This window comes from Serratia sp. CY33802, from assembly GCF_052169095.1.
In the GTDB taxonomy this organism is placed as follows: domain Bacteria; phylum Pseudomonadota; class Gammaproteobacteria; order Enterobacterales; family Enterobacteriaceae; genus Serratia; species Serratia bockelmannii.
Genome location: NZ_JBJNLL010000007.1, coordinates 166,150 through 182,275, shown reverse-complemented (window position 1 = coordinate 182,275; position 16,126 = coordinate 166,150). Strand labels below are relative to the sequence as shown.

Sequence of the window (16,126 nt, the reverse complement as noted above, 5' to 3'; positions counted from 1 at the left end):
CATGGCGATTTCCGGCAATACGGCAACGCAGGGTGCACCGCTGATCGCGTTGCAACAGCTGTCGATGACCTTCGGCGGGCAGCGAGCGCTGAACGATATCTCACTGGCGCTGATGCCGGGGGAGGTGCACTGCCTGGCCGGTACCAACGGCTGCGGCAAGAGCACGCTGATCAAGGCGATCGCCGGCGTGTATCAACCGGATGACGGCAGCCGCATTACCCTCGATGGGCAAACCTTCGGCCGGCTGTCGCCGGATCAGGCGCGCGCCTTCGGCATTCAGGTGATCTATCAGGATCTGTCGCTGTTTCCCAACCTGACGGTGGCGGAAAACATCGCCTTCGAGCACAACCTGCGCGGGCTGTTGGGGTGGCACCGGCCGGCGCGGCTGCGGCGCACCGCCGAGCGCCTGCTGCAGGAGCTGAGTTTTAATCTCGATCTCGACAAACGGGTGGCGGAGCTGCCGATTGCCCAGCGCCAGCAGGTGGCAATCTGCCGCGCGCTGGTGGCGGAAGCGCGGCTGGTGATCATGGATGAACCGACCGCCTCACTGACCCGCACCGAGGTCAATCAGCTGCTGCGCACGGTGGATTACCTGAAAGCGAAAGGCATCTGCGTGGTGTTCGTCAGCCACCGGCTGGACGAGGTGCTGGAGATCTCGGATCGCGTCACGGTGATCCGCGATGGCAACAAGATCGGCACTTGGCCGGCGGCGGAGATCACCGGCGATCGCCTGACCGAGTTGATGACCGGCTTGAAGCTGGATTACCGCCTGAAGTCACCGAGCATGAATAAGGATCGGGTGATGCTGGAGGCGGATCGTCTCAGCCGCGCCGGGCAGTATCAGGACGTGAGCTTCCGCCTGCATCAGGGCGAGGTGCTCGGGCTGTGCGGACTGCTCGGCTCCGGGCGTACCGAGCTGGCGCTGAGCCTGTTCGGCATGACCCGCCCGGACAGCGGCAAGCTTTATCTCGACAGCAAACCGGTACGCTTTCGCGGCCATGAGGACGCCATCAAGGCCGGCATCGGTTACGTCTCGGAGGATCGCCTGACGCTGGGGCTGGTGCAGCAACAGTCGGTGGCGGATAACGCGGTGCTGACCATTCTCGATAAGCTGCGCGGGCGTTTTCGCCTGATCGACGATTACCGCAAGAATCGCATCGTCGCAGAATGGATCGCCAAACTCGGCGTGCGGGTGGCGGATCCGGATCAGGCGGTTTCGACGCTGTCCGGCGGTAATCAGCAAAAGATCGTGCTGGCCAAGTGGGTGCTGACCCAGCCGCGGATCCTGATCCTCGATTCGCCGACCGTTGGCGTCGACGTTGGCGCCAAGGCCAGCATCTACCAACTGATCCATCTGTTGGCGCAGGAAGGGATCGCCATTCTGCTGATCTCCGATGAAGTGCCGGAGGTGTATTACAACTGCGATCGGGTGCTGCACTTCAGCGGCGGCAGCGTGATCGGCGAATACCTGCCGGGGCAGGTGAGCCAGCAGCAGCTGGCGGAGGCGGTCAATGCGTAGATTCAGTCTGAAACCGCGCGGCAACGAAGGCTACCTGGCCTGGGTGCTGCTGCTGACGGTCATCGTCTTTTCGCTGCTCAGCGATCAGTTTTTGACGGTGCAAAACCTGCTCGACCTCAGCGAAAGCTACGCGGTGAGCGGCATATTCGCCCTCGGCCTGTTCGTGGTGCTGGTGACCGGCGGCATCGACATTTCCTTCGCCGCAGTCGCCTCGGTGGTGCAGTACCTGATCGCCACGCTGGCGACGCATTACGGCCTGGCCAGCCCGGCGGGCAGTATTTTGCTGGCGTTGGCGATCGGCGCCGCGCTCGGCATGGTCAACGCGCTGTTGATCTACTGCCTGCGCATCGTCTCGATCATCGTCACCATCAGCATGCAGGCGTTGTTGTTCGGCATGCTGATGTGGTTGACCAACGGCCGCAGCCTGTACGCATTGCCGGACTGGTGGACGCTGCCGCGCAGCGTGCTGCCGTTCCAACTGGGTGAGCAGAGCTATCAGCTCGGTTTGCCGACGCTGGTGATGCTGGCGGTGGCGCTGTTGACCTGGCTGCTGCTGAACAAAACGCACCTCGGGCGCCAGCTGTTTGCCGTCGGTGGCGATGCGGAATCGGCGCGGCGCATCGGCATCCGCGTCGGCCTGCTGCATCTGTTCGCCTATGGCTATCTGGGCGCGATGGCGGCGATCGGCGGCCTGGTGCAGGTGTACCGCATGGGGGAAGTGGTGCCCAACGCGCTGGTGGGCGGCGAGCTCGACGTGCTGGCGGCGGCGGTGCTGGGCGGCGCCAGCCTGAACGGCGGCAAGGGCAGCGTTGTCGGCACGCTGATGGGCGTGTTCCTGATCGGCGTGCTGAAAAACGGCCTCAACCTGATCGGCGTGTCCAGCTACTTCATGAACGTGGTGATCGGTCTGGTGATCGTCGCGGCGATCACCGTCACTCACTACAAGAAACGCAAAGAAACCGACGTCGGTTTCGCCTGAGGAGCACCTGATGGGCAACAACCTGAAATTTCGTCCAGACGGGGCCGCCGTCGGTTTGCTGGCCTTGCTGTTGGCGGTGGTGCTGGCCTTCAGCCTGCTGATGCCGGGGCGCTTCTTCAGCGGCGCCACCTTCACCAGCGTGGCCTTCCAGTTGCCGGAGCTGGGCCTGCTGACGCTGGCGATGTTCATCCCGATCCTCAGCGGCGGCCTGAACCTGTGCATTATCGCCAGCGCCAACCTGACCAGCCTGCTGATGGCCTGGCTGTTCATCAGCTATCTGCCGGCGGACGCCGGGCTGGGCTTGCAGGCGCTGTGGCTGGTGTTGGCACTGGCGGCGGCGATGCTGTTGGCCGGGCTTATCGGCGCGGCGACCGGCGCACTGGTGGCGTACGTCGGTGCACATCCGATTCTGGTGACGCTGGCCACCATGACCACGGTCAACGGTATCGGCATCTACCTGACGCGCGGCGCGGCCCTAAGCGGCATGCCGGAGATCGTGCGGTTTATCGGCGCTGAGAGCGTGCTGGGCGTGCCGGTACCGCTGTGGATCTTCCTGGTGGTCGCCGCGTTGCTGGCGCTGTTCTTGCAGAAAACCCGGCTCGGCAAATGCATCTACATGAGCGGCAGCAACATCAACGCTACCCACTTCAGCGGCGTGAATACCCATCGAGTACTGATCGCCATTTACACCCTCTCCAGCCTGCTGTGCGTCATTGCCGGGCTGGTGATGATGGCGCGCTTCAACTCGGCGCGCATGGGCTACGGCGACTCTTACCTGCTGCTGACGGTGCTGGCGATCATTCTGGGTGGCACCGATCCGTTCGGCGGTTTTGGTCGGGTCAGCGGCGTGGTATTGGCGCTGATCGTGCTGCAGGTGATCGCGACCGGTTTGAACCTGATGAACGTCAGCCCGCATTTCAGTCTGGCGATGTGGGGCGCGGTGCTGATCGCGGTGCTGGCGATGAAGTTTTTCCGGCATCGCTATCGGCAGCGGCGGGCGATGCGCCGCAGCGCGGCCCAGGCCAGAACCGCGGCGGGCCACTGATCCCTTTTCCCTTTTGCGCAGGATAACGCTAATGAAATACCAGATTTCACCTTCACTGATGTGCATGAACCTGATGGATATCCGCCAGCAATTGGCGGTGCTGAATCGCCGCGCCGATATGCTGCATATCGACATCATGGACGGGCACTACGTTAAAAACATCACGCTGTCGCCGTTCTTTATCGAACAGATCCGCCCGCACACCTCGTTGTTGCTGGATGTGCATCTGATGGTGGAGAACCCGACCGATTTCATCGACCCGATCGCCCGCGCCGGCGCGGACTTTATCTGCCCGCACGCCGAAACCATCAACCGCGACGCGTTTCGGGTGATCAATCAAATCCGCGCGCTGGGCAAAAAAGTGGGGGTGGTGCTGAACCCGGCCACGCCGGTGGAGTTTATCCGCCACTACCTTCACCTGCTGGACAAGGTCACCGTGATGACCGTCGATCCGGGCTATGCCGGGCAGCCGTTCATTCCCGAAATGCTGGAAAAGATCCGCCAGTTGCGCGATCTGAAACGCCAGCAAAATCTGCGCTATCTGATCGAGATCGACGGATCCTGCAATCAGCGGACCTACCGCGATCTGATGGGCGCCGGCGCGGAGGTGTTGATCGTCGGCAGCTCCGGGTTGTTCAACCTCGATCCGGATCTGGAGACGGCATGGGAAAAAATGCTGGATCAAATGCGGCAGGCGGCCTGAGGCGGGGGACATGATGCGGCATTTTCTTGGCGTTGACGTCGGCGGCACCAATACCCGCCTGTTGTTGATGAATGATGACGGCGAGTTCAGCGGGTACCGCAAGATAGCGACCGCCGACTGGGCGCAGCAGGCCGATCCGCTGGCGGCGTTGGGCCGCCTGATCGCCGGGCATTGCGAGGATCGTCAGGTGGCGCAGGTGATGCTGGGGCTGCCGGGGATCCTCAGTCGCGATCGCTCGCGGGTGCTGTCGCTGCCGTTTATCCCGGCGCTGGACGCCCAGCCGGTGGCGGCGCTGTTGGCCGATGTGTTGGCGTTGCCGGTGCGAATGGACAAGGACGTCAACCATCTGCTGTGGTGGGATTTGCAGCAGCTGCCGGCGCTGCCGCAGGTGGCGGTGGGGCTGTATCTGGGCACCGGCATGGGCAACAGCCTGTGGCTGAACGGCGATTTTTACCACGGGGCGCATGGCGCCGCCGGCGAGCTGGGGCACATTCCCTGGCCCGGCCATCAGGGCGAGTGCCCGTGCGGTAAACGGGGCTGCGTCGAGAGCCTGACTTCCGGCCATTGGCTGACCGGCTGGGCGCGCGCCAACGCGGCACAAACGCCGTTCGACCGGCTGTTTGAGCGCCACGGCGATCATCCGGATCTGCGGCGCTTCGTCGAACGATTGGCGCAGACCATCGCCATCGAAATGAACGTGCTCGATCCCCAGCGGCTGATCCTGGGCGGCGGCGTGATCGCCATGAGCGGTTTCCCGTTGGCGCACCTTGAGCAAGAGATTCGCCGTCATCTGCGCGGGCCGCAGCCGGCGCAGGGGCTGGCGATCTCCGTCAGCCGCCTGACCGATGAAACCGGCAGCAAAGGCGCCTGCCTGGCCGCCCGGCGCCACCTCCAATTGAGCAGGGAGTACCCGCAATGAAAGGCAAAGTCTGCGTGTTCGGTTCGTTCAACCTAGATATCGTCGCCGGCATGGCGCGCTTTCCGCAGCCCGGTGAATCGCTGATCGCCCGCAACAGCATGATGGGCGCGGGCGGTAAGGGCGCCAACCAGGCCACCGCCGCGCTGCGCGCCGGGGCGCGGGTGCATTATATCGGCAAGGTGGGGCGCGACGACTTCGGCACCTTCGCCCGGCGCCACCTCGCCGCCGCCGGTTTCGATGCGGTGACGCTGTTTTCGACCGGCGATTGCCCGACCGGCAATGCGCTTATCTATGTTGCCGGCGAGGAGGCGGAGAATATGATCGCCGTCGATCCCGGCGCCAACCTGACGGTCAGCGAAGACGAGGTGCGCCAGTGCCGCCCGGCGATCGCCGCGGCGGATATTCTGTTGACCCAGTTGGAGAACAACCTGCCGGCGATTGAGCAGGTGATCGCCATCGCCCGCGAAGCGCAAACGTTCATCATACTCAACCCGGCGCCGTTTCAGCCGGTGCCGGACAGCCTGTTGGCGCAGGTCGATCTGCTGACGCCCAACGCCACCGAGTGCACGTTGCTGACCGGCGTGCCGGTGCGCGATGTGGCTTCGGCGCGCCAGGCGGCGCAGGTGTTGCACGCTAAGGGCATTCGTTTGCTGATCGTGACGTTGGGCACGCAGGGGGCGTTGTTCTCGGACGGGGAAAACAGCGAGCTGATCCCGGCGTTTCCGGCGCAGCCGAAAGACACCACCGGCGCGGGCGATGCGTTTAACGGCGCCCTGGCGGCGCAGCTGGCAAATCAGGTGCCGTTAGCCGATGCGGTGCGCTTTGCCGCCGCCTACGCATCGGTCTGCGTGGAACGGGCCGGGGCGGCGGGATCGATGCCGAGCTATGAGGAGGCGTTGGAACGCCAGCAGGCGTTCGCTTGACGAAGACGGGCTGCGGCCAAGAAGCGGCAGCCCGGTCCCTTACTTCAACCAGCCTTTGCGCTGCGCATCCCGCAGGTGTTGCTCCATATGGTGCCACAGCTCGGGGTGTACGTCGGCGATCGATGCATTGCGCGCCAGCACCTGCTCCAGGCTGATGTTGTTTTCCACCCAGCTCTGGCCTTCATTGTGCAGGTTCATCAGCATCGGCATGGTGCGATCCAGCAGCAGAGCGAAGCGTGCATCGGCGCTTTCGCCATCTTCATACTCCTGCCATAAAGCGGTGAAATACTCGCGCTGAGCCTCCGGCAACATGCCGAACAGACGACGTGCCGCCGCCACTTCCTGATCGTGGATCGCTGCGCGGGCCGCCAGATCGTAGACCAGCACGTCGCCGGCGTCGATTTCTACGATGTCATGCAGCAGCGCCATCTGGATCACGCGCTGAATGTCTACGTCATCACCGGCGTAGGGCGCCAGGCTCATGGCGGCGATGGCGAAGTGCCAACTGTGTTCGGCGGAGTTTTCCTGGCGCTGGGTGCCCAGCACTTTGGTGCGGCGTTGAACACCTTTCAACTTATCGATTTCCATCAGGAATTGGATGACTTGGGTCATTGAGCCGAAATCTAACGCGGGTACAGCGGATGACATGGTGTAAACCTCAAGGTGGGTGGGTTGAAGCCTGACGATTGTAGACCACCGGGCGGGGGATTTCGATGGTTACACGCGTTCACATTTTTATTTTAGCGTACACGTGTACACTGGAATTATTCTCAGTTAAGCTGCTTTGCGTTAATTTCGAACAAAGCAGGGCATTTTGAGGGGTTGCGCGTTATGGGGAAAACGGACGTAGTGAAAGCCGGGAGCAATAAGATTGTCGCCGCGGCTTATCCGTGGGCGGAAGAGATCGCCAACAGCATCAGCCACGGCATCGGGCTGGTGTTCGGCATCGTCGGCCTGGTGTTGCTGTTGGTGCAGGCGGTGAATACCGGCGCCGATGCGACGGCCATCACCAGTTACAGCCTGTACGGCGGTAGCATGATCCTGCTGTTTCTCGCTTCCACGCTCTACCATGCGATCCCGCATCAGAAGGCCAAGCATTGGCTGAAAAAATTTGACCACTGTGCCATTTATCTCCTGATTGCCGGCACTTATACCCCGTTTTTACTCGTGGGGCTGGATTCGCCGCTGGCGAAGGGCCTGATGGCGGTAATCTGGGGATTGGCGCTGCTCGGCGTGCTGTTCAAGCTGGCCTTCGCCCACCGTTTTGAAGCCCTGTCGCTGGTGACCTACCTGACGATGGGCTGGCTGTCGCTGATCGTAATTTATCAGTTGGTTACGCGGCTGGAGGCCGGCGGCGTCACGCTGCTGGCGATCGGCGGGGTGGTCTATACCCTGGGCGTGATTTTCTACGCCTCCAAGCGCATTCGCTTTGGCCACGCCATCTGGCACGCCTTCGTGCTCGGCGGCAGCGCCTGCCATTTCATGGCGATCTACCTCTACGTCTAAGCGTTCCCGCTACGTCTGAATGCGTATTGAACTGGCGCCTCTTTTGTTTTAAAAAAGAGGCGCTTGCTTCTTTCGGGTATCCAGCAAGCCCGTTCCTTCATTTCTGAGCCCGCATACCGTTTCTTTAACCTCTGTTCAGGACTCACCAAGATGATCGTTCGCTTATCCAAAGCGCTGCTGGTCTGCGCTATCGCCTTGTTCGCTTCGCTGGTCGCCTTCGGCAACATCACCGACTACGGTTCCAACTTCGCCTTCGTGCGCCACGTCTTTATGATGGACACGATTTTCCCCGACGCCACCATCGGATACCGCTCGATACAGACGCCGTGGCTGCATCACGCCGGTTATATTTTCATCATCGCGCTGGAAAGCCTGACCGCGCTGCTGTGCTGGATTGGCGGCCTGCGTTTGTTGGGCGGCCTGAAACTGCCTGCGCACGCCTTTAACGGTCGGAAAAAGCTGGCGGTAGTGGGGCTGACGCTGGGCTTTCTCACCTGGCAGGTCGGCTTTATGTCGATTGGGGGCGAGTGGTTTGGCATGTGGATGTCGAAGCAGTGGAACGGCGTGCCGGATGCGTTTCGCTTCTTCGTCACCATCATTCTGGTGCTGATTTATCTGGTGCAGCGCGACGGGGAATTGGACGAGTAATGAAGATGGCCGCAGGCAGGGCACCTGCGGCCGACGGATTATTTCTCTTTGGCCAGCGAGTAGGGCAACGGTTTGATCGCCAGTTGGCTGGCGGCATCGTCGCGCACCCGCAGCTGGCTGTCGGCATCCAAATCGTTGTTCATCACCACCTGTACCCACAGCGTGCCGTCGGCCAGTTGGCTCGACGCCAATACGGTGCCGGTGCGGCGCCAGTTTTCACCCAGTTGGAGCTCCAGATCTTCCGCCGCCTGCGGGGCGCGGGCCGCTTTACCTTCCAGCCAGTAGAGCGCCCGCTTGTTGGCACCGCGGAATTTGGCGCGCGCCACCATCTCCTGACCGGTATAGCAGCCCTTGCTGAAGCTGATGCCTTCCAGCGCCTGCAGGTTGGTAGCCTGCGGGATCAGCTGTGCGCTGTTGGCAGCGTCGATAACCGGATAACCGGCTTCGATCTCCAGCGCCAGCCATTGGCTGCTGTCATTCAGCTCTGCCTGGTCATGCAGCTTGCCGATCAGCTGTTCGGCCACGGCGGCGCGGGTCACCAGCAGAAAACGTTCCGCCGGCGTAGCGAAGTGCAGAATCGTGGTCTCGCCGTCCTGCACCACCGGGTGCTCAGCGTCCGGCAACGTGGCGAACAGGCCCGTCAGCGCGGCGCGCGCCTGGAAACCGGCGACGCCCAGCAACACCGCGTCATTATCGGCGGCGATAGTGACTTTGGAGAACACCGCGTATTTTTTGATTTCAGCCAGCTGGCTGTCCAGCACGCTGCGGCGTTCCAGATAGGCGAAGCCTTCGCCACGGTGGAACAGACGCAGGTTGCTCCACATTTTGCCCTTGGCGTCACAGTGGGCGCACAGCACGTGCTGATCGGCCGCCAGCGCGTCGATGTCCGCCGTCACCTGGCCCTGAAGATATTTCACTGTGTCCGGCCCGTTCAACGTCACCAGCGCCCAATCTTCCAGCGAGATCAGCGTCAGGGGGAGATGGGTGGAAGCGGAGGGCTGACGGGGTGGGAATGGAATGTTATGCGCCATAGTAAGTTCCTGCTCAACGTTTAGCTTACCTGAAGGGTATTGAACCCATGGTAAAAGAGGCGGCGGGCTTTGCAAACTGTTATTCGCGCCGTGGGACCGGGGGGCGCTTTTTTTGGCATTTTGCGCTTTATTACGTTTTCCGCAGCAAAGCGCCTTCCCGGCGTGTATGTCAAATTGTTACTCTATAGGCTTGCGGCCAGGGCACCCTTGCAGACAGATCCCCGGCTGATGGAATTATATTGCGACGGCGTTGCCATACAGTGTGTCATTTGAACCCTGCGCTGGCGCTGCCGCGCTGAAAAGAGGTGAGTCATAACAACATGGATATTAACAACAAAGCACGTATTCACTGGGCTTGCCGTCGTGGCATGCGCGAGCTGGACATCTCCATCATGCCGTTCTTCGAATACGAATACGACAGCCTGAATGACGCGGACAAGGCGCTGTTTATCCGCCTGCTGGAGTGTGACGATCCCGATCTGTTCAACTGGCTGATGAATCATGGCGCGCCGCAGGACGGCGAGCTGCAGAGAATGGTGACCCTGATCCAAACGCGAAATAAAGACCGTGGCCCAGTGGCGATGTGATATCCGCATTTCCTGGCGCACCCAGCTTTTTTCCCTGTTGACTCATGGCGTTCTGATCTTGCTGATCCTGATTTCGCCCTGGCCGGAAGGTTATGGCCCGCTTTGGCTGGTGCTGCTGACGCTGGTGGTGTTTCAGTGCATTCGTAGCCAGAAGCGCATCGCCGCAGTGCAGGGCGAGCTGCGGCTGCTGGCGGACCGGCGTTTCAGCTGGCACGGCCGAGAATGGCGGCTGGCGAAAAAGCCCTGGATGCCGGGCTACGGCCTGCTGCTGACGCTGCAGCCGATGGAAGGCAAAAAGCGCCGCCGGCTGTGGCTGGCTTCCGACTGCATGAGCAAAGAGGAGTGGCGCCACCTGCGGCAGCTGTTGCTGTATCCGCCGGCGGGTAACGGCGAGGAACCCTGATGAAACCCGTGCTCTGGTTGGTGGAGGATGAACCCAGCATTGCCGATACGCTGGTTTACACGCTGGAGAGCGAAGGCTTCGAAGTACGCTGGTTCGAACGTGCGGAACCGGCGTTGCAGGCGCTGGCGCAAGGCGCGCCCGCGCTTGCTATCCTCGATGTCGGTTTGCCGGATATCAACGGTTTTGAATTGTGTCGCCGCCTGCTGGCTCAGGCGGCTGACCTGCCGATTCTGTTTCTTACCGCCCGCAGTGATGAAGTGGATCGCCTGATCGGGCTGGAGATCGGCGCCGACGACTATGTCGCCAAGCCGTTCTCCCCTCGCGAGGTCAGCGCCCGGGTGCGCACCATTTTGCGCCGCCTGCATAAGCAGCAGCGCCTGCAACAGAGCGCGCGCTACCATTTCGGCGCTTTCACGCTCGACGAAGACGCGGCCACCATCTCCTACCATCAGCGGCCGCTGCCGCTGACCCGTTACGAATACCTGCTGCTGAAGACGCTGTTGTTGGCGCCTGGACGGGTGTTCTCGCGGCAGCAACTGATGGAAAGCGTTTGGGCGCAGGCGGAAGAAAGCCTGGATCGCACCGTCGATACCCACATCAAAACGCTGCGCGCCAAGCTGCGTGCGGTTGAGCCCGGTGAGCCGCCCATCCACACCCACCGCGGATTGGGCTACAGCGTGAGCCGCCAGCCATGAAAATTGGCCTGCGCCTGCTGCTGGGATATTTTCTGATCGTGGCGGTGGCCGGGTACTTCGTGCTGAGCATTTTCGTCCAGGAAGTGAAGCCCGGCGTGCGGCGCGCTACCGAAGGCACGCTGGTGGACACCGCCAACCTGTTGGCGCAAATCGCCCGTCAGGATATGCAGCGCGGCGATGCGGCGCATGGCCAACTGGCGCAGGCGTTCACGCAGCTGAACCAGCGGCCGATCGGCGCCAATATCTCCGGCATCCGCAAGGATCGCAGTGAATACCACGTCTATCTGACCGATGCCCAGGGCCGGGTCATTTTCGATTCTGCCGGCCGCGCGCAGGGGCAAGACTACTCGCGCTGGAATGACGTTTATCGGACGCTGCGCGGCCAGTACGGCGCCCGCAGCACCCGTAGTGATCCAGAAGATGAAAACAGTTCGGTGATGTATGTGGCCGCGCCGGTGATAGAGCAAGGGCGTATTATCGGCGTGCTCACCGTGGGCAAACCCAACAGCACCATGGCGCCGGTGATCAAACGCAGCGAACGGCGCATTCTATGGGCCGGCGCGTTGCTGCTGGGGATTGCGTTGCTGATCGGCGCGGTATTCGTCTGGTGGATCAACCGTTCGATAGGCCGGCTGGTGCGTTATGCCGACGGGGTGGCGCAAGGGGAAAACGCGCCGCTGCCCAAAGTGGGCGGGCGGGAATTGACGCAGCTGGCGCAGGCGTTGGAGAGCATGCGACTGAAGCTGGAAGGTAAAGCTTATATCGAACAGTATGCACATACCCTGACGCATGAGCTGAAAAGCCCACTGGCGGCGATCAGGGGAGCGGCGGAGCTGTTGCAGGAGCTGCCACCGCCGGATACCGCCCGGCGTTTTCTCACCAACATCGAGCAGCAAAGCGCACGCATCCAGCAGCTGGTGGACAAACTGCTGGTGCAGGCGCGGCTGGAGAGCCGGCCAGACATGGAGACCGCGCCCATCGCGATCGCGGCGCTGGTCAGCCAGACGATGGCGGGCAAAGAGGCGCAGGCGATGCAGCGCGGCGTCAGATTGCAACTGGAGGCGTTGGCGGAGGTGACGCTGAACGGCGATGCGTTGCTGATCAGCCAGGCGTTGACCAACCTGCTGGACAACGCGATCGACTTTACCCCGTCGGGCGGGTGCGTCAGCGTGCGAGGCGAACGGCGGGAACAGCATTACTGCATCAGCGTCTGTGACGACGGCAGCGGCATTCCTGACTACGCCCTCGATAAAGTGTTCGAACGTTTTTATTCGCTGCCGCGCGCCGAACGGCCGAAAAGCAGCGGGCTGGGCCTGAACTTCGTGCAGGAAGTCGCCCGTCTGCATCATGGCGGCATTCACCTGCGCAACCGCCGGCCGCACGGGGTGGAAGCGACTTTCATGTTATCGCTGTGACTTCACCTTCCCTTCACATAACCACATTCTGATTTCACCTGCGGGTTTTATCGTGGCCTTATTACCTACGAGGAGCGAGCATGATGAAATCGGTACTTTTCTGGAAAATAACCACGCTGCTGGGATTGATGGTGGTGATGTTGATCCCCATCGCCCAGCTGATGAGCGTGATCGACGAACGTAGCGGCTATCGGCAAAGCGTGGTCGGGCAGGTGAGCGAAAGCACCAGCGGGGCGCAGCGCGTGCTCGGTCCGTTGATTGTCATTCCCTATGTCGAACGCGAAGAGAAGAAAGACGAGAAAGGACAAACGGTAGTGCAGCGGGTGCAGCATTACCGCTATTTGCTGCCGGAGTCGCTTCAGGTACAGGGCGCGCCGAATGTGGAGGTGCGCAAGTTGGGCATTTATCAGACGCAGGTTTACCAGGGGCCGCTGAACTTCAAGGTGCGTTTCGGCCAGCCGGAGCTGACGGATTTGCAACGCGCCAACGTGACCGTCGGCCAGCCGTTCCTGCTGGTGGCGCTGAGCGACTCTCGCGGCATCAAGCGCATTTCCCCGCTGGCAATGCCGCAGCCGGTGGCGTTTGAACCGGGCACCGGCGTGGGATCGTTGCGCCAGGGGATCCACGCCCCGCTGACGCTGGCGATGCTGCAACAAAAAGAGGGGCTGAACGCCGACTTCACCCTGACGTTGGCGGGCACCAGTAGCCTGTCGCTGGTGCCGCTGGGGCGCAGCAGCGAGCTGCAGCTGCAAAGCAACTGGCCGCACCCGAATTTCCTCGGCAACTTCCTGCCGGACGAACGCAAGGTGACGGAGCAAGGGTTTAGCGCTCGCTGGCGCAGCACCTGGTTTGCCAACAACATCAACAGTGCGTTCTATTACGACGATGCCATTATCGACGAGGACAAGCTGCCGGCCTTCAGCGCCAGCTTGGTCGAACCGGTCGATCACTACCAGCTGACCGAGCGCGCGGTCAAATATGCGCTGCTATTTATCGGGCTGACGTTTATGGCGTTTTTCCTGTTCGAAACCCTGACCGGGCTGCGGGTGCACCCGATTCAGTACCTGCTGGTCGGTGCGGCGCTGGTGTTGTTCTACCTGATTCTGCTGGCCTTCTCCGAACACCTGGGATTCGCTCCCGCTTACCTGGCGGCCAGCATCGCCTGCAGCGGACTGATCGGCTTCTATCTGAGCGCCGTACTGCGCGGCAAGCTGCGCGGTGCGCTGTTCGCCGCGAGCCTATTGTTGTTGTACGGCGTGCTCTATTTGCTGTTGCAGTCGGAGGACAATGCGTTGGTGCTGGGAGCCGGGCTGCTGTTCGCCATTCTGGCGGGCATTATGCTGTTGACGCGCAAACTGGACTGGTATCAGGTGGCCGATCCGGCGCGTTTGACCAAGGAAACGCCGGCCGGGGAAGATGAGCCACGCTTCCGGCTGTGGAAATAAGCGAGGGGAATCGGGCGCGCTCAGCGCCCGATAGCGGCTACAGCAGCGGCTCCATCTCCAGCAGGATCTGTTCGCACCATTGCTGCAGGCGCTCTTCGCTCAGATCGTATTGGTTGACCTCATCGAGCGCCAGGCCGACGAAGTGTTTGCCGTCGGCGCTCAGCGGTTTGGGGCTGGTGAACTCGAAGCCCTCCGTTGGCCAGAAGCCGATGAACTGCACGCCCAGCGGCGCGATGTGATCGTGCAACATGCCCAGCGCGTCAAGGAACCACTCACCGTAACCGAGCTGATCGCCCATGCCGTACATGGCGACGATCTTGCCTTTCAGATCCAGCTCTGGCAACTGCGGCCAGATCGCTTCCCAGTCTTCCTGCAGTTCGCCGAAATCCCAGGTCGGGATGCCGAGGATCAGAATGGAATAGTCCTCCATCAGCTTGGGCGAGACGTCTTTCAGGTTGTGCAGGTCGACCAGGTCTTCACCCAGAATCTCACGGATTTTTTCTGCCGCCATCTCGGTGTAGCAGGTGCTGGAGCCGTAAAACAGACCAATCTTCATGTGTAAACCGTTACGTTGCTGTTTAGAGAATTGCAGCGAGTATACCTGATTTGCGTCGGCTTAAGGCATAATGGCGCGGGTGGAAATGCAACAAAGAGAGGACCGCGTGCAACAGCAAGACAATGCGCTGATTGAACAATTCCTGGATGCGCTGTGGCTTGAGCGCAATCTGGCGGAAAATACGCTGGCCTCCTACCGGCTGGATTTGCAGGCCCTGGGCGCCTGGCTTGGCCAGCAAAATACCACCTTGCTGCAGGCGCAGGCGTTGGATTTGCAGGCGTTTCTCGCCGAGCGGGTGGACGGCGGCTACAAGGCCACCAGCTCCGCGCGTTTGTTGAGCGCCATGAGGCGCCTGTTTCAATATCTGTACCGCGAGAAGCTGCGCGCCGACGATCCCACCGCGCAGCTGGCGTCTCCCAAGTTGCCGCAGCGTTTGCCGAAGGATCTGAGCGAGGCGCAGGTCGATGCGCTGTTGCAGGCGCCCTGCGTCGATCAACCGCTGGAGCTGCGCGACAAGGCGATGCTCGAAGTGTTGTACGCCACCGGGCTGCGGGTTTCCGAGCTGGTGGGGTTGAGCATCAGCGACGTCAGCCTGCGCCAGGGCGTGGTGCGGGTGATCGGCAAGGGCAACAAGGAGCGGCTGGTGCCGCTGGGCGAAGAGGCGGTCTACTGGATCGAAAATTACCTGGAGCACGGCCGCCCATGGCTGGTCAATGGCCAGACGCTGGATGTGCTGTTCCCCAGCACCCGCTGCCAGCAAATGACCCGACAGACGTTCTGGCATCGCATCAAACACTATGCCATCCTTGCGGGCATCGACAGCGAGCGTCTGTCGCCGCACGTGTTGCGGCACGCGTTCGCCACCCATTTGCTGAACCATGGGGCCGATCTCCGTGTCGTACAGATGTTGTTAGGGCACAGCGATCTCTCGACCACGCAAATTTATACACATGTAGCGACCGAACGACTGAAACAGCTACATCAACAGCATCACCCGCGCGCCTGAGCGGCGGGTTCGAAAGGATTGGAACAATGAAAAAAGGTTTAATGCTGCTCTCTCTGCTGGTGGCTTCGGTGGCCGGCGCCGCCCATGCCGATGACGCGGCGATCAAAAAAGCGCTCGCCAGCCTGGGTATCCAGCAGGCGGACGTGCAGCCTTCACCGGTCAACGGCCTGAAAACCGTGCTGACCGACAGCGGCGTGCTGTACGCCTCCGAAGACGGCAAGCACATCCTGCAGGGCCCGCTGTTTGACGTCAGCGGCAAAGAGCCGGTCAACGTGACCAACCAACTGCTGGGCACCAAGATGGACGCGCTGAAAGATCAGATGATCGTTTACAAAGCGCCGAAAGAGAAACACGTGATCACCGTGTTCACCGATATCACCTGCGGTTACTGCCACAAACTGCATCAGCAGATGAAAGAGTACAACGATCTGGGCATTACCGTGCGTTACCTGGCATTCCCGCGCCAGGGGCTGGCTTCCCAGGCTGAAAAAGACATGCAGTCGATCTGGTGCACCGCCGACAAGGCCAAGGCGTTCGACGCCGCCATGAAGGGCGATGCCGTTTCTCCGGCGACCTGCAAAACCGACATCAGCAAGCATTACGAGCTGGGCGTGCAGTTCGGCATTCAGGGCACGCCGGCCATCATCCTGGAAAACGGCATGATGATCCCGGGCTATCAGGGGCCGAAAGAGATGGCCGCCATGCTGGATGCGCACCAGGCCGCCACCAAAGCCGGTGGTTAATCG

At 61.5% G+C, this 16,126-nt stretch carries 18 protein-coding genes; 15 read left to right on the top strand and 3 right to left on the bottom strand.

What is annotated here, in order from left to right; genetic code table 11:
* Position 1: 1 nt before the first annotated feature.
* Genes ACJ8HA_RS19615 through rbsK form a run of 6 tightly spaced genes read left to right on the top strand, consistent with a single transcriptional unit; the run spans position 2 to position 6,088 of the window.
* The gene (locus ACJ8HA_RS19615) at positions 2-1,519 is read left to right on the top strand and encodes a sugar ABC transporter ATP-binding protein (protein ID WP_043142616.1); all 1,518 of its coding nucleotides are present in this window, start codon (positions 2-4) and stop codon (positions 1,517-1,519) included.
* Positions 1,512-2,498, top strand: a complete 987-nt coding sequence (locus ACJ8HA_RS19610) for an ABC transporter permease (protein ID WP_025304132.1) — start codon at positions 1,512-1,514, stop codon at positions 2,496-2,498. Before ACJ8HA_RS19615 ends, ACJ8HA_RS19610 begins: the two co-directional genes overlap by 8 nt.
* Before the next feature lie 10 nt (positions 2,499-2,508).
* The gene (locus ACJ8HA_RS19605) at positions 2,509-3,543 is read left to right on the top strand and encodes an ABC transporter permease (RefSeq protein ID WP_025304131.1); all 1,035 of its coding nucleotides are present in this window, start codon (positions 2,509-2,511) and stop codon (positions 3,541-3,543) included.
* Between the two features lie 31 nt (positions 3,544-3,574).
* The gene (gene alsE, locus ACJ8HA_RS19600) at positions 3,575-4,246 is read left to right on the top strand and encodes a D-allulose 6-phosphate 3-epimerase (protein WP_033639463.1); all 672 of its coding nucleotides are present in this window, start codon (positions 3,575-3,577) and stop codon (positions 4,244-4,246) included.
* A gap of 10 nt (positions 4,247-4,256) precedes the next feature.
* Positions 4,257-5,165 carry an allose kinase gene (gene alsK / locus ACJ8HA_RS19595; protein ID WP_442515459.1) on the top strand — a complete coding sequence of 303 codons (909 nt, stop codon included), beginning with the start codon at positions 4,257-4,259 and terminating at the stop codon, positions 5,163-5,165.
* Positions 5,162-6,088: a ribokinase gene (rbsK, locus tag ACJ8HA_RS19590; RefSeq protein ID WP_025304128.1), complete on the top strand. Its 927-nt coding sequence runs from the start codon at positions 5,162-5,164 to the stop codon at positions 6,086-6,088. Before alsK ends, rbsK begins: the two co-directional genes overlap by 4 nt.
* 39 nt (positions 6,089-6,127) lie before the next feature.
* Here rbsK and ACJ8HA_RS19585 read toward each other — a convergent pair whose 3' ends face one another.
* Positions 6,128-6,736, bottom strand: a complete 609-nt coding sequence (locus tag ACJ8HA_RS19585) for an HD domain-containing protein (RefSeq protein WP_147823258.1) — start codon at positions 6,734-6,736, stop codon at positions 6,128-6,130.
* A 183-nt stretch (positions 6,737-6,919) separates the two neighbouring features.
* Between ACJ8HA_RS19585 and trhA the strand changes: the two genes are divergently transcribed.
* Positions 6,920-7,594 (top strand): PAQR family membrane homeostasis protein TrhA, encoded by a 675-nt coding sequence (gene trhA, locus ACJ8HA_RS19580; RefSeq protein ID WP_033639467.1) that lies wholly within the window; start codon positions 6,920-6,922, stop codon positions 7,592-7,594.
* 150 nt (positions 7,595-7,744) lie between these two features.
* The gene (locus tag ACJ8HA_RS19575; RefSeq protein WP_025304125.1) at positions 7,745-8,242 is read left to right on the top strand and encodes a DUF2165 family protein; all 498 of its coding nucleotides are present in this window, start codon (positions 7,745-7,747) and stop codon (positions 8,240-8,242) included.
* Positions 8,243-8,280: 38 nt separating this feature from the next.
* On the opposite strand, the gene ygfZ is transcribed toward ACJ8HA_RS19575, so the two are convergent.
* Positions 8,281-9,273: a tRNA-modifying protein YgfZ gene (ygfZ, locus tag ACJ8HA_RS19570; protein WP_442515458.1), complete on the bottom strand. Its 993-nt coding sequence runs from the start codon at positions 9,271-9,273 to the stop codon at positions 8,281-8,283.
* Between the two features lie 320 nt (positions 9,274-9,593).
* Here ygfZ and sdhE point away from each other — a divergent pair, with 320 nt between their 5' ends.
* The 5 genes from sdhE (at position 9,594) to creD (ending at position 13,818) form a co-directional block, all read left to right on the top strand.
* A complete protein-coding gene (sdhE, locus tag ACJ8HA_RS19565) occupies positions 9,594-9,860 on the top strand; it encodes an FAD assembly factor SdhE (protein ID WP_004931679.1) in 267 nt (88 codons plus the stop codon).
* On the top strand, positions 9,841-10,263 hold the full coding sequence (locus tag ACJ8HA_RS19560; RefSeq protein ID WP_025304123.1) for a protein YgfX: 423 nt from the start codon (positions 9,841-9,843) through the stop codon (positions 10,261-10,263). The genes sdhE and ACJ8HA_RS19560 overlap by 20 nt, the downstream gene beginning before the upstream one ends.
* Entirely contained in the window at positions 10,263-10,958 is a 696-nt protein-coding gene (gene creB, locus ACJ8HA_RS19555; protein WP_025304122.1) for a two-component system response regulator CreB, read from the top strand. The genes ACJ8HA_RS19560 and creB overlap by 1 nt, the downstream gene beginning before the upstream one ends.
* Entirely contained in the window at positions 10,955-12,373 is a 1,419-nt protein-coding gene (gene creC / locus ACJ8HA_RS19550; protein WP_169540605.1) for a two-component system sensor histidine kinase CreC, read from the top strand. The genes creB and creC overlap by 4 nt, the downstream gene beginning before the upstream one ends.
* Before the next feature lie 80 nt (positions 12,374-12,453).
* Positions 12,454-13,818: a cell envelope integrity protein CreD gene (gene creD, locus ACJ8HA_RS19545; RefSeq protein WP_127146805.1), complete on the top strand. Its 1,365-nt coding sequence runs from the start codon at positions 12,454-12,456 to the stop codon at positions 13,816-13,818.
* A 37-nt stretch (positions 13,819-13,855) separates the two neighbouring features.
* Here creD and fldB read toward each other — a convergent pair whose 3' ends face one another.
* A complete protein-coding gene (gene fldB, locus ACJ8HA_RS19540; protein WP_025304119.1) occupies positions 13,856-14,374 on the bottom strand; it encodes a flavodoxin FldB in 519 nt (172 codons plus the stop codon).
* Between the two features lie 85 nt (positions 14,375-14,459).
* Here fldB and xerD point away from each other — a divergent pair, with 85 nt between their 5' ends.
* A complete protein-coding gene (xerD, locus tag ACJ8HA_RS19535; protein WP_154747450.1) occupies positions 14,460-15,380 on the top strand; it encodes a site-specific tyrosine recombinase XerD in 921 nt (306 codons plus the stop codon).
* Positions 15,381-15,406: 26 nt separating this feature from the next.
* Positions 15,407-16,123 (top strand): bifunctional protein-disulfide isomerase/oxidoreductase DsbC, encoded by a 717-nt coding sequence (gene dsbC / locus ACJ8HA_RS19530; protein ID WP_025304118.1) that lies wholly within the window; start codon positions 15,407-15,409, stop codon positions 16,121-16,123.
* Positions 16,124-16,126 lie beyond the last annotated feature (3 nt).

Excerpts from the sequence above, each read along its gene's own strand:
- ACJ8HA_RS19615 (WP_043142616.1), top strand. The coding sequence starts at position 2 with ATGGCGATTTCCGGCAATACGGCAACGCAGGGTGCACCGCTGATCGCG.
- ACJ8HA_RS19610 (WP_025304132.1), top strand. The coding sequence starts at position 1,512 with ATGCGTAGATTCAGTCTGAAACCGCGCGGCAACGAAGGCTACCTGGCC.
- ACJ8HA_RS19605 (WP_025304131.1), top strand. The coding sequence starts at position 2,509 with ATGGGCAACAACCTGAAATTTCGTCCAGACGGGGCCGCCGTCGGTTTG.
- alsE (WP_033639463.1), top strand. The coding sequence starts at position 3,575 with ATGAAATACCAGATTTCACCTTCACTGATGTGCATGAACCTGATGGAT.
- alsK (WP_442515459.1), top strand. The coding sequence starts at position 4,257 with ATGATGCGGCATTTTCTTGGCGTTGACGTCGGCGGCACCAATACCCGC.
- rbsK (WP_025304128.1), top strand. The coding sequence starts at position 5,162 with ATGAAAGGCAAAGTCTGCGTGTTCGGTTCGTTCAACCTAGATATCGTC.
- ACJ8HA_RS19585 (WP_147823258.1), bottom strand. The coding sequence starts at position 6,736 with ATGTCATCCGCTGTACCCGCGTTAGATTTCGGCTCAATGACCCAAGTC.
- trhA (WP_033639467.1), top strand. The coding sequence starts at position 6,920 with ATGGGGAAAACGGACGTAGTGAAAGCCGGGAGCAATAAGATTGTCGCC.
- ACJ8HA_RS19575 (WP_025304125.1), top strand. The coding sequence starts at position 7,745 with ATGATCGTTCGCTTATCCAAAGCGCTGCTGGTCTGCGCTATCGCCTTG.
- ygfZ (WP_442515458.1), bottom strand. The coding sequence starts at position 9,273 with ATGGCGCATAACATTCCATTCCCACCCCGTCAGCCCTCCGCTTCCACC.
- sdhE (WP_004931679.1), top strand. The coding sequence starts at position 9,594 with ATGGATATTAACAACAAAGCACGTATTCACTGGGCTTGCCGTCGTGGC.
- creB (WP_025304122.1), top strand. The coding sequence starts at position 10,263 with ATGAAACCCGTGCTCTGGTTGGTGGAGGATGAACCCAGCATTGCCGAT.
- creC (WP_169540605.1), top strand. The coding sequence starts at position 10,955 with ATGAAAATTGGCCTGCGCCTGCTGCTGGGATATTTTCTGATCGTGGCG.
- creD (WP_127146805.1), top strand. The coding sequence starts at position 12,454 with ATGATGAAATCGGTACTTTTCTGGAAAATAACCACGCTGCTGGGATTG.
- fldB (WP_025304119.1), bottom strand. The coding sequence starts at position 14,374 with ATGAAGATTGGTCTGTTTTACGGCTCCAGCACCTGCTACACCGAGATG.
- xerD (WP_154747450.1), top strand. The coding sequence starts at position 14,460 with ATGCAACAAAGAGAGGACCGCGTGCAACAGCAAGACAATGCGCTGATT.
- dsbC (WP_025304118.1), top strand. The coding sequence starts at position 15,407 with ATGAAAAAAGGTTTAATGCTGCTCTCTCTGCTGGTGGCTTCGGTGGCC.